The organism is Shewanella sp. 10N.286.52.E4, from assembly GCF_041468785.1.
GTDB classification, from domain to species: domain Bacteria; phylum Pseudomonadota; class Gammaproteobacteria; order Enterobacterales; family Shewanellaceae; genus Shewanella; species Shewanella electrodiphila.
In genome coordinates this window covers 133,930-146,959 of the sequence record NZ_JBFRJJ010000004.1, presented here as the reverse complement: position 1 = coordinate 146,959, position 13,030 = coordinate 133,930, and the positions used below count along the sequence as shown (strand labels likewise).

The window sequence follows — 13,030 nt, the reverse complement described above, 5'->3', positions numbered from 1 at the left end:
TTTAGTTTTTTGTCTATGCGAAAAATTATTCATATCGATATGGATTGTTACTTTGCCGCAGTGGAAATGCGCGATTTTCCTGAGCTGCTCGGCAAACCGCTTGCTGTGGGTGGTCGAAGCGATCGCAGAGGGGTTATTAGCACCTGTAATTATGAGGCTCGTGAGTTTGGCGTACGTTCTGCAATGTCGAGTTACCATGCGCTTAAGCTTTGCCCAGACCTTACCCTAGTCCCCGGTCGAATGGATGTATATAAATCTGTATCTGTACAAATTAGAGAAATTTTCCACCGTTATACCGACTTAGTCGAGCCACTGTCATTAGATGAAGCCTACCTCGATGTCACAGATTGTGAACAATGTAAGGGCAGTGCGACCTTGATTGCACAAGCCATTCGCCAGGAAATATTTGAGGTCACTGGGCTGACTGCATCAGCAGGTGTGGCACCGATTAAGTTTCTTGCCAAAATTGCTTCAGATTTGAATAAGCCCAATGGTCAATATGTTATCCCTCCTGGTGCCATTGCTGAGTTTGTAAAACCGTTAACCTTAAATAAAATTCCCGGCGTAGGCAAAGTGACCTCTGCTAAATTAGCTGCATTAGGCTTAAACACCTGTGAAGATGTGCAACATTACCCAAAAGAAAAGTTGATAGCGGGATTTGGTAAATTTGGCCGAGTATTAATAGAGCGAGCCCAAGGTATCGATAATCGTCAGATAAGCCCGAATAGAGTTCGTAAATCTGTGGGAGTCGAAACCACACTGGCTCAGGATATTTTTACTCTTGAGCAATGTAATAATGTGATGCCGCAGTTGATCCAAGAATTGCTGGCTCGAGTCAACCGCAGTGCTAAAGATAGAAAAATACATAAACAAGTGGTGAAGTTGAAGTTTAATGACTTTAAACAAACCACCATTGAGCATCGCAGTGACGAGATATCAGTGAACATGTTTCAAGACCTACTGGCACAAGCCCTAGAGCGGTCAAATGGAAGAGGAATACGATTAGTGGGTGTTTCTGTCGGACTGGCTGATATTGTGGCTGATGCTAGCCATTCAACAAGTGAGTCTCAAGGGGCATTAACGCATAGCGAGCAACTGGACTTAAACTTCTAATAGAGTTTAAGGTCGCCATTCAAATAAAAAGGCTGCCATTGGCAGCCTTTTAGTCTTGTACTGATTAAGTTTATTAACCTTTAGCAGGAATACGTTCTAGCACTGCTAATAACAGTTCCCAATATTGGCCAACGGTTGTGATGTTAACCATTTCATCAGGGCTATGTGGATAACGAATGGTAGGGCCAATAGAAACCATATCCATTGTTGGATAAGGCTCTTTAAATAATCCACACTCAAGACCCGCATGAATTACCATGATGGTTGGATCTTTTTTGTAAATGTCATTGTAAGTATCACGAACAATTGCCATCACTGGAGAGTTATTGTCGGGCTTCCAGCCTGGGTAAGCGCCAGATAACTCGATGCTAGCACCTGAAAGGTTAGCGAGTGCTGTCAATTGTGTTTCAATTTCAACGCGGCCTGAGTCGATTAATGAACGGATAAGGCAAAGCACTTCAACAGATTCATTTTCAGTACTAATAACACCAGTATTCAATGATGTTTCAGTAACGCCTTCAACTTCATCACTCATACGCATAACCCCATTAGGGCAAGCATGAAGTAAGTCGATCAAGGTGTTTTGTGCATCTTCACTCATGACTTTTTCTGGAGTCTCGATTGAAGCAAGCGTGAGTAACATGTCAGGATCGGCAATCGATAACTCTGCACGCACTATTGCTTGGAATTCGGTAATGGCTTGTTCAAGCTTAGTTTGGTTTTCACTAGGCAACATAAAGCTGATGTTGGCTTCACGTGGAATAGCATTACGTAGTGAGCCGCCAGTAAAGTTAACTAACTCAAGTGCAAGCTCATCGGCGTAGCTAAATAAGAAGCGTGCTAGTAACTTGTTTGCATTACCACGACCTAAGTGGATGTTTACACCTGAATGGCCACCTTTTAGTCCAGATAAAGTTAGGCTAAAGCTGGCATTAGTTTGCTCAGGAGCTTGCCATGACATTGGCACACTTAACTGAGCGTCAACACCGCCAGCGCAGCCCATGTAGATTTCGCCTTCTTGCTCAGAGTCAGTATTAATTAAAATATCTGCTTCAAGCATGCCTGCTTCTAGACCAAAAGCGCCAGTCATTCCAGCTTCTTCATCAATGGTCAATAATACTTCTAATGGACCATGCTTGATATCTGCAGCGCCAAGTACTGCTAGAGCAGAAGCCATACCAATACCATTATCAGAACCTAACGTTGTACCGTTAGCTTTTACCCACTCACCATCAACATAAGCTTCAATCGGATCTTTTTCAAAATCATGCTCTTTATCAGCATTCTTTTGCGGAACCATATCAATATGAGCCTGAAGAACTACAACCTTGCGGTTTTCCATGCCAGGAAAAGCGGGTTTTTTAATGATGAGGTTGCCCACTTTATCTTCTACAACGCTTAAGTTTTTTGACTTAGCCCACTGTTGTATGTGTTCACTTAATGCTTGTTCGAATTTTGATGGATGTGGAATTGAACAAATTTGTTCAAACCATTGCCATAAAGGCTGAGGATATAATTGATTGATCGCTGTCACGAAGACTCCCTTATTGTTTTTGAGGTGGGAATAGATGGCAAACAGTCTAGCATATCAAGCCTGTTAGACTGTGATCTGAGGCGATTTGATTGTTTGTGCTATTACAAATATATGTAAATAAATATTAACCCTGTCGTCATTTGAAATTTATATACTTAGGCCGCCCAAACTGGCTATTATTTAATGCTTAATGGCAAACTGTTCATAGCTAAATAAAAATGATTAAAAAGGAAGGCTCATGTTTCAAGTGGATCTAGTAGACGTTCAAAGTGATGATGCGATTTTCGAAGGTAATGGCTGGGATGCCGTTATTGTTGTTACTTCAGATTTAGATGTCATCGCGCAAGATGAAATCAAATTACTGGCAAATCATGCCAAACAAATTGATCAAAGAATTGGTAAAACCGCAACCTTATTATTAGCGCCAGGTTTAGCAGGTGGGCGTTTGATTGTGTCGCCAGTGCTCAATGCACAAAACGAATACAGTGATGTAACTGTGTTTGCTAAGGCTGCACGTGAGGGGATTGCGATTGCAAAAGCTGCTGGCGCGGTAAAACCATTATTGGTGGTAAGCCAACATAGCGATACGCGTTATCAATATGCGCAACAGGTCTCGGCATTAGCATGTGGTCAAGAGTTATGGCAATCCCTTGAGTACCGAGAAGCTGAACAGGCATTGCCTGCGATGACAGCGATTGGTTTATTGGTAACTCAATCTTGCAGTGAATTACTCAATGCCGTTGAAGCGGGTAAGGTGCTGGCTCGTGACTTATGTGGCACCGAACCTGAAAGAATGGCAGCTCCTGCTTTTGCTGATTATTGTGTCGATGCTTTTAACGGCAGTGGTTTATCAGTTTCAGTGGTGGATGAGCAAGAAGAGCTAGAGCGAGACTACCCGCTATTATGCGCAGTTGGTCGAGCATCATTTTGTGTACCTAGGCATCAGCCTCGTGTTGTAAAGGTTGAATACGTTGGCGAAGGTGAAATAGAGAAGACATTTTTATTCGCTGGTAAAGGGGTTATATACGATACCGGTGGTGCAGATATCAAAGTCGCTGGCGGTATGGCAGGGATGAGCCGTGATAAGGGCGGCGCTGCAGCTGTTGCAGGCTTAATGAAAACCTTATCTCTATTAAAACCAAAAGGTATTCGGGTTATCGCAGAATTAGGTTTAGTCAGAAATAGCATTGGTAGTGATGCGTTTGTACCTGATGAAATCATCAATAGCCACGCAGGCGTGCGCGTAAGAATTGGTAATACTGATGCAGAAGGGCGTTTAGTACTCGCTGATTTATTATCGCATTTAAGAATAAAAGCCACATCTGCAGTTAATCCTCAATTATTTTCAGTGGCTACCTTAACTGGCCATGTGGTGCGCTGTTACGGTGGTTACACCGCAGTGGTAGAAAATGCGGTGTCAAAAGCACAGGGCATTGGCGCTGGAATTGCTGATGTCGCTGAGTTATGGGGTGAATCGGTTGAGTTGTCTCGTTTACGTCATGATGATTTCGCTAAGGTAAATAACATTTCTGGTCAAGGTGAGTTACTGTCATCTAATAATGGCCCATCAGCCATTACTGCCCGTGGTCATCAATACCCAGCAGCTTTCCTTATTAATGCCTCTGGTTTAGGCGACCATGGCAGTCACAGTGCTGCACCGCTACCATTTGCCCATATCGACATTGCGGGTAGTGCAACGGAAGGGCACCCTTTGTATGGAAAACCGACGGCATCACCTTTGGTAACTTTATTACATAATGCGATAAAGTAAACTTCTAGTAGCTTAAAAAATAACCGAGCACAATATATAGTGGCTTTGTTGCGAAAGTAACAAAGCCGCTTGTATTTATATAGTCATACAAATGTAATTTAGTTACTTTTTTAGCTATATTTAAAATAATTTCAAATAATACTTGTAATAAAATTACATTTTGGTATTATTTGTCTCGTTGAAGAGCACGGTGCTTTTCAATTCTAGTTCATCCAGGAAGGATAAAGTCTCCAAGGAATCGAGTAAGTAAGTTGTCTCAATGGATTGAGAAAAGTAAGTTCCAAGGAACCGAGCCCAGCAAGACTAGGTTTTAAACAACTTTATTTGGAGTATGTACTATGTCTTATACAGGCAATCAATATATTTATTGGCAAAACACTTGGTTAAGTTCAGATGCTTTATCAGGTGGCTTATATGCCATGACATTCAAGGGCTAACCCATCCTTGATTGAAGTTTTACCCGTATCAACCCTTTTTTCTGTCGCCTCACGGCGATCTTAGACAACAGTAAGCTAGTTCTCTATTGCTAGTTTATTTTGAAGTTTTATCACTTAATGGTGATTCAGTTTTCCTATCCCCATACCGGAAAACGATTAAACTTGTCAGCCTACTCATTGAGTAGGCTTTTTTTTGCCTGTATTTCACGTTTCCCTCAGTAATCAGTTTATTAAATTGTCTTGCTAGCGAATATGAGTGTTTATATTGTGAATATGGCTAAGCTCCCTATAAATACCTATAATCCTTGTCACTAAAATGTCACCTGTATCAGTTCCTTATCATAGTGAGTTGATCAAGTAAGGCGTGACAACAGCCGTTCCATTCCCTTTTTCAAGGATTAAAGTTTCATGTTAGAGAAACTGTTCAAACTCAAAGAGAATCAATCAAATTTAAAACAAGAAGTGGTTGCAGGTATCACGACCTTTTTAACCATGGCCTATATCATTTTTGTTAATCCGATGATGTTGGCGGATGCGGGCATGGATCAAGGCGCTGTTTTTGTGGCGACATGTTTAGCGGCTGCAGTAGGTTGTTTAGTGATGGGCTTTGTTGCCAACTATCCAATCGCGTTGGCACCTGGAATGGGATTAAATGCTTTTTTCACTTACACCGTAGTTGGTGAAATGGGCTATAGCTGGGAAACGGCACTAGGTGCGGTATTCATGTCGGGTATTTGTTTCCTTATTCTGTCTTTAGTGAAAATTAGAGAGTGGATTGTCAATAGTATTCCGATGAGTTTACGTTTGGGTATTGCTGCTGGTATTGGTTTATTCCTTGCCTTTATTGGCCTTAAGGCTGCAGGCATTGTTGTTGCAAGTCCTGCAACCTTAGTGACCATGGGCGACATTACGGCATTTCCAGCTGTGATGGCTGCACTCGGTTTCTTTTTAATTATTGCTATGGTTCAGCGAGGGTTAAAAGCTTCAGTAATTTTAAGTATTTTTATCGTCACAGCGCTGGGGTTAGCGTTTGGCGACGTTAGTTATAATGGCATTGTATCAATGCCGCCATCTATTGCGCCCACTTTCATGAAAATGGACTTATCTAGCGTATTAGAAATCAGCATGATTTCAGTGATATTTGCTTTCTTATTTGTCGATCTCTTTGATACTTCAGGGACATTAGTTGCAGTGGCTCAACGCGGTGGTTTCTTAGATGAACAAGGCCGTTTACTGAGAGTGAAGCGTGCATTAAGTGCTGATAGTTTGGCAACTATTGCAGGTGCGAGCTTAGGTACCTCTACAACAACCAGTTATATTGAAAGTACTGCGGGTGTGAGCGCTGGTGGCAGAACTGGATTAACAGCGGTTGTGGTCGGTATTTTATTTATCCTTGCATTATTCTTTGCGCCACTCGCGGGTATGGTGCCTGCGTATGCAACAAGCGGTGCATTATTTTATGTGGCTATTTTGATGATGTCTGGTTTGGTGAATGTTGAATGGGAAGACCTCACTGAAGCTGCGCCTGTGGTGATTGTTTGTTTACTGATGCCACTGACTTTTTCTATTGCTAACGCAATTGGCTTTGGATTTATCTCTTACGCTGTCATTAAAGTATTGACTGGTCGCTTTAAAGATTTGAATCTAGGCATTGTATTTATTGCGGTCTTATTCTTAGTTAAATTTATATATGGTTAAACCGTTGAGATGTTGGGTTTAAGTTAACTTTTTGCGTTGATTTTACTCGTTTGCTTTGGATTTTAATCCTCAGCTATTGTTTTTACAGGCTTCATTAAATATATCTTGTTAGCTAAAATAAAACGATTTATTGATTTTTTGTTAAGGGTTATGCATTGCATAGCCCTTTTTTATGCAGGATCATAATCTATGTCATGAATTTCTTTTAACATAGTTAAGCATTGCTATTATTCTTTAGTCTAATTAGGTATAAAAATCTTCCACTAAAATTGTTTTGTTTGGAAAGGTACCAATGTCTTACCAGCGGGTAGTAGTAAAATTAGGCACCAGCGTGCTGACATCAGGCAGTAATAAGCTTGATAAAGCGCACATGGTTGAATTAGCGCGACAAATATCAGCGTTAGTGCGTTCAGGCGTTGAAGTTGTGCTTTGCACATCAGGCGCAATAGCTGCAGGACGAGAGCACCTCCAATACCCCGAACTCCCCGATGACATACCCAACAAACAACTTCTTGCAGCAGTAGGCCAAAGTCAGTTAATTCTTGCTTGGAGTGAAGTGTTTAGCATTTATGGTTTGCATGTCGGTCAACTGTTGCTTACTGGCGCTGATTTACATGATCTTGAAAGATACATGAATGCAGGCGATACGATTAACGTCTTGTTAGAAAACAACATCATTCCAATCATTAATGAAAATGATGCGGTTGCGACTAGTGAGATCAAAGTGGGGGATAATGATAATTTATCTGCCAGAGCTGCATTGCTATGCGAAGCCGATCTGTTAGTGCTACTGACGGATCAAAATGGTTTGTTCGATGCAGATCCGAGATCAAACCCCAATGCCAAATTAATCACTACCGTAGCCACCATTGACGACAACTTACGTCAGTTAGCTGGCGGCGCTGTATCTGGGCTTGGCACTGGTGGCATGGCGACTAAATTAGAAGCCGCAGACATCGCTAAAAGAGCTGGTGTTGAGGTTGTAATTGCTTCAGGCCATCATCCAGAAGTCCTGACTAAAATTGCTAAAAAAGAAGCAATTGGCACTCATTTTAGTGCGATTAAAAACCCACTAAGTTACCGTAAACAATGGATTTTGGTAGGACCTGCAACAGAAGGGCGATTTAAACTTGATGATGGTGCATGTCATGCGGTGGTTGAAACTGGCAGCAGCTTATTACCGAAAGGTATAGTCAGTGTTGAAGGCGAATTCGAGCGTGGTGCGATTGTGTTATTGACCGATCAATCTGGCAATGAAATAGCTAAAGGCTTAAGCCGTTACTGTTCACGTGCGCTGAAGCTTATTGCCGGCAAACATTCTAACCAAATTGAAGAATTAATTGGTTACGACTATGGCGCTTCTATAGTACATCGAAACGATATGGTTCTATTAGACTGCGAACAATTTAAAGGAAGCAAACATGCCTCATAAAGAATATTTACACACATTAGGCAAGCAAGCGAAAGCGGCAAGTTTTGCCCTAGCGAATTTATCTAGTCAAAAGAAATCTGAATTATTACATTGTATTAGTGAGCAGTTATCACTTAACAGCGAAGCTATTCTTACTGCCAATGCTAAAGATGTCGCAGCGGCTAGAGAAAATGGTTTAACAGATGCCATGATTGACCGCTTGTTATTAGATAACGATAGATTAAGCGGCATAATTGCAGATATTGATAATGTGATTAATCTTGCCGATCCCGTTGGAAGTGAATCAAGCAGTCAGCTGTTAGATAACGGTTTACGCTTAACTCAACGTCGCGTGCCACTAGGTGTTGTGGGAGTGATTTACGAAGCAAGACCAAACGTGACAGTTGATATCGCAGTACTTGCATTAAAAACGGGTAACGCAGTTATTTTGCGTGGCGGTAAAGAAACACTAACTTCTAACCAGGTATTAAGCGACGTCATTCGTAAAGCATTAACCTTGCAAGGCTTACCTGAGAATGCGGTTCAACTTATTAACTCAACCGACAGAGATTTGGTAACTGGTTTATTAACCTTAGATCAATACGTCGATATGATTATCCCGCGTGGTGGGCAAACGCTGCAGCGTTTATGTGCTGAAAAAGCCAGTATCCCGGTGATCTTAGGTGGTATTGGTATTTGTCATTTATACCTAGATAAAATGGCCGACCTGAGCCGCAGTGCAGAAGTGATTATTAACGCAAAAGTTCAGCGCCCAACAGTATGTAATGCGTTAGATACTTTACTGATACATGAAGATGTTGCTGCTGAATTTTTGCCAATCTTATTCAAGCAAATGTCAGCATTAGGTGTCAGTTTTTATACTTGTGATAAAACCAAAACCTTAGTGGATACTCAAGCCTTTGAAATCCATTCAGCTACTGATGAGAGTTACTCAACAGAGTGGTTATCACTGACCTTAGGTGTAAAAGTGGTTAATGACATTGATCAGGCTATCGAACATATCCGCCAGCATTCTAGCGGTCACTCTGAAGCGATTTTATCTGACGATATTAATGCCACTTGTCATTTTATGAATCAAGTCGATTCAGCTGCGGTGTATGTGAATGCAAGTACACGCTTTACTGATGGCTCGCAATTTGGACTAGGCGCTGAAGTTGCTGTCAGTACGCAGAAGTTACATGCTCGTGGACCAATGGCACTTGATGCGTTAACCACATACAAATGGTTAGCAACAGGTGACTACACTGCACGTGGATAGTTAGTCTGCTTAACGTTTGAGATAGATACTTAATGTTTGAGATTATTACTTAACGTTTGTGATTGATAGTTAAAAAGCACTTCGGTGCTTTTTTGCTTTCTGCCATCTGCCAATTAGTAAGTTTTACTACAAGCTAGTAGGGATGTTGTATCAGGTTAGCTGTTATTGAGTAAAAATGAGATGACTTGGCATAGGTGGAATTGATAAACGTAAATACGTGGCATAGCACCAAACGGCAAAACTACTGAGTGTCATTATTATTGCAGCAATCCTTGTCGCTTGGACATATTCCTTCATAAATGGGAAGTATTTGGTTTGAATGCGGTTAGTAAAATAGACCGCTGGAAAAATGAAAACGCAAATATACATGGCTGGGTATTGTGTTGAACTGTCACCGTTGAAATATTCATAAACCATAATCCCTACCGTTATCAATAGACAGGTAATACGTATTCTGGTTTCGACGGCATCACTAAAGTTCCAACGCGGCATTCCCATTGCCAATATCTCCATTGCTTTCTTTTTGCTTGTAACATATTAATAACAATTAATCTGCTGCCTGACAACCAGCTTATTGAGTATATGCATGATAGTGCAATATATTAGCAGCTAACTGGCATATTTTACTTTTGAGAAACGATTCAATTTAGGCAGCAGTTTTGGCAATATTTTTTGTAGCATTAAGCCAGATAATATAAAGCACAAGCCAATATAAGTGCTCACAGTTATATGCTCTTTTAATATGACAGATATTAACCCAACAGATAATACTGGGGTGAGGAAAACCAGCGTGGTGATATTGGAAGTCTTATCAGTGGTTTTAAGTGCCATTAACCAAAGCACGAATGTTAAACCCATTTCAAATAAGCCAACATACATCCCAGCCACGAGCGCTGACCAACTGATCGCTTCAATGGGTTGGTGCAGCATCATTGCGGCTGTAACAAAAGGCAAGCCGATTAAAAAACTCAGTAATAAACTAACAATCGCATCGCCGTCATCTTTCGTATTAATCACCCAGTAAAAGCACCAAATAACAGTACTACTTAACACAAATGCGATACCTGTAGGGCTGTCAAAATTAAAACTGGTGAGGTTCCCGCCGCTAGCAATAACGTAAACCCCGCTGTACGCAATAATCGCTGCAAGTACATCTATCTTAGTTAATTTATGGCCAAGTAAAGGTACGGCTAAAATGGGTAATAAAATAGCCCATGTGTAGTTCAGGGATAAGGCTTGTTGAGCGGGCAATAAATCATAAGCTTCAAACAATACGTAATAGTATAAAAACGGATTCAATAGGCCAGTGAATAAATAAAAGAAAGGGCGTTTGATAAATTGCTTAGCGATTAAGCCAAATTTACCTTGGGCGATAACAATGATACCTAAGGCGAATATAGAGGTGATGACGGCAACAAAAACTAACTGTAATGGGGTGAAATAACCCAACGCTATTTTAAAAGCTGTCGCGACAGTTGACCATAACAATACGGCCAATAGGCCATAAATATAAGCTAGAGAAGTATTCGACACTGTCTTTCCTAATTGAAAATAAAACGTAGGCTAAATAATTTCCGAGATTGTATGCAATATACAAAGTGGATGCACTACTTATTTTCTCATTGCTTAAGATATTTTTAATAAAATTTACGATCTCGCCCTTGTAATTTAGATCGCTGTCCCAATATATGCAGTAAGGCTGATATGAGAGGCTAAAAAATTAGGACTTGAAATTACAAATCCTGACCCCATATCAACAACCATAAGCAAATTTAGAAACACTAAAATTTATATTTCGGAGATCCTCATGGGCAAAATTATTGGTATTGACTTAGGCACAACGAACTCTTGTGTTGCTGTCCTTGATGGCGACAAAGCTCGCGTAATTGAGAACGCTGAAGGCGAACGTACTACATCATCAATCATCGCATACACTGAAGATGAAACATTGGTGGGTTCACCAGCTAAACGTCAAGCTGTTACCAACCCAACTAACACTTTCTTCGCGATTAAGCGTTTAATCGGTCGTCGTTTTAAAGATGACGAAGTTCAACGTGATGTTGACATCATGCCGTTCAAAATCATTGGTACAGACAATGGTGATGCATGGGTTGAAGCTCACGGTAAGAAAATGGCACCACCACAAGTTTCTGCTGAAATCTTGAAAAAGATGAAAAAGACTGCAGAAGACTTTTTAGGTGAAGAAGTAACAGAAGCGGTTATTACTGTTCCTGCATATTTTAACGATTCACAACGTCAAGCAACGAAAGATGCTGGTCGTATTGCTGGTCTTGATGTTAAACGTATCATCAACGAGCCAACTGCTGCTGCATTAGCTTACGGTATCGATAAGAAACAAGGCGACAATGTTGTTGCTGTATACGATTTAGGTGGCGGTACTTTCGATATCTCTATCATTGAAATCGATAGCAACGATGGCGACCAAACTTTTGAAGTACTTGCAACTAACGGTGACACTCACTTAGGTGGTGAAGATTTTGATAACCGTCTAATCAACTATTTAGCTGATGAGTTCAAAAAAGAGCAAGGTCTAGACTTACGTAATGACCCGCTAGCTATGCAACGTGTTAAAGAAGCTGCAGAAAAAGCGAAAATTGAACTTTCAAGCACCACTCAAACTGAAGTTAACCTACCTTACATCACTGCTGATGCAACAGGTCCTAAGCATTTAGTGGTTAAAATCACTCGTGCTAAGTTAGAGTCTTTAGTAGACGACTTAATTCAACGTTCTTTAGAGCCACTAAAAGTTGCTCTAGCTGATGCTGACTTATCAGTTTCTGATATCAACGAAGTTATTCTTGTTGGTGGTCAAACTCGTATGCCTAAGGTACAGGCTGCAGTAACTGATTTCTTCGGTAAAGAGCCACGTAAAGATGTTAACCCTGATGAAGCTGTAGCTGTAGGCGCGGCAATTCAAGCAGGTGTTCTTTCTGGTGACGTAAAAGATGTATTGTTACTTGACGTTACACCACTATCATTTGGTATTGAAACCATGGGTAGCGTAATGACTAAGCTTATCGAGAAGAACACCACTATCCCGACTAAAGCGAGCCAAACGTTCTCAACTGCTGAAGATAACCAAAGTGCAGTAACGATTCACGTACTTCAAGGTGAGCGTAAGCAAGCTAGCTACAATAAATCTTTAGGTCAATTCAACCTTGAAGGTATTGAGCCTGCTCCACGTGGCCAACCACAAGTTGAAGTGTCTTTTGATATCGATGCAGATGGTATCTTAAACGTATCAGCAACTGATAAGAAAACCGGTAAAGCGCAAAACATCACCATTAAAGCTAACTCTGGTCTAAGTGACGAAGAAGTAGAGCAAATGGTACGTGATGCTGAAGCACATGCTGACGAAGATGCTAAATTCGAAGAGCTAGTTCAAGCGCGTAACCAAGCTGATGGCATGGTTCATGCGACTAAGAAGCAAATCGAAGAAGCTGGCGAAGCACTACCAGCTGAAGAAAAAGAGAAAATTGAAGCTGCAATGGCTGAAGTTGATACCGCAACTCAAGGTAACGACAAAGAAGCGATTGATAAAGCAACTCAAGCATTAATGGAAGCGTCAGCTAAGTTAATGGAAATTGCTCAAGCGAATGCACAAGCGCAACAAGGTGAAGCTCCTGCACAAGATGCACAAGAAGCTAAGCCTGAAGATGACGTTGTTGATGCTGAGTTTGAAGAAGTAAAAGACGACAAAAAGTAAACTAATTAGTTAGTTAACTTTCAGGCGGGCGTTGAGAGAAATCTCTAACGCCCGTTCGTA

General features: G+C 41.0%; 9 protein-coding genes. 6 read left to right on the top strand and 3 right to left on the bottom strand.

Features of this window, described 5'->3' with window-relative positions; translation table 11 throughout:
- The first annotated feature begins 15 nt into the window (after positions 1–15).
- A complete protein-coding gene (dinB, locus tag AB4153_RS02035) occupies positions 16–1,113 on the top strand; it encodes a DNA polymerase IV (protein WP_102528443.1) in 1,098 nt (365 codons plus the stop codon).
- Between the two features lie 73 nt (positions 1,114–1,186).
- Here dinB and AB4153_RS02030 read toward each other — a convergent pair whose 3' ends face one another.
- Positions 1,187–2,647 carry an aminoacyl-histidine dipeptidase gene (locus AB4153_RS02030; RefSeq protein WP_102528444.1) on the bottom strand — a complete coding sequence of 487 codons (1,461 nt, stop codon included), beginning with the start codon at positions 2,645–2,647 and terminating at the stop codon, positions 1,187–1,189.
- Positions 2,648–2,885: 238 nt separating this feature from the next.
- On the opposite strand from AB4153_RS02030, the gene AB4153_RS02025 reads away from it, so the two are divergent.
- The 4 genes from AB4153_RS02025 (at position 2,886) to AB4153_RS02010 (ending at position 9,243) form a co-directional block, all read left to right on the top strand.
- Positions 2,886–4,418 (top strand): leucyl aminopeptidase family protein, encoded by a 1,533-nt coding sequence (locus AB4153_RS02025; RefSeq protein ID WP_371996181.1) that lies wholly within the window; start codon positions 2,886–2,888, stop codon positions 4,416–4,418.
- Positions 4,419–5,263: 845 nt separating this feature from the next.
- Entirely contained in the window at positions 5,264–6,553 is a 1,290-nt protein-coding gene (locus tag AB4153_RS02020; RefSeq protein ID WP_371996180.1) for an NCS2 family permease, read from the top strand.
- A 292-nt stretch (positions 6,554–6,845) separates the two neighbouring features.
- Positions 6,846–7,985: a glutamate 5-kinase gene (gene proB / locus AB4153_RS02015; protein WP_371996178.1), complete on the top strand. Its 1,140-nt coding sequence runs from the start codon at positions 6,846–6,848 to the stop codon at positions 7,983–7,985.
- Positions 7,975–9,243: a glutamate-5-semialdehyde dehydrogenase gene (locus AB4153_RS02010; RefSeq protein WP_371996176.1), complete on the top strand. Its 1,269-nt coding sequence runs from the start codon at positions 7,975–7,977 to the stop codon at positions 9,241–9,243. The genes proB and AB4153_RS02010 overlap by 11 nt, the downstream gene beginning before the upstream one ends.
- 162 nt (positions 9,244–9,405) lie before the next feature.
- Here AB4153_RS02010 and AB4153_RS02005 read toward each other — a convergent pair whose 3' ends face one another.
- Positions 9,406–9,756: a hypothetical protein gene (locus tag AB4153_RS02005; RefSeq protein ID WP_229368969.1), complete on the bottom strand. Its 351-nt coding sequence runs from the start codon at positions 9,754–9,756 to the stop codon at positions 9,406–9,408.
- A gap of 96 nt (positions 9,757–9,852) precedes the next feature.
- Positions 9,853–10,776 (bottom strand): DMT family transporter, encoded by a 924-nt coding sequence (locus tag AB4153_RS02000; RefSeq protein WP_371996175.1) that lies wholly within the window; start codon positions 10,774–10,776, stop codon positions 9,853–9,855.
- Between the two features lie 274 nt (positions 10,777–11,050).
- Here AB4153_RS02000 and dnaK point away from each other — a divergent pair, with 274 nt between their 5' ends.
- Positions 11,051–12,970, top strand: a complete 1,920-nt coding sequence (gene dnaK / locus AB4153_RS01995) for a molecular chaperone DnaK (RefSeq protein WP_229368967.1) — start codon at positions 11,051–11,053, stop codon at positions 12,968–12,970.
- Positions 12,971–13,030 lie beyond the last annotated feature (60 nt).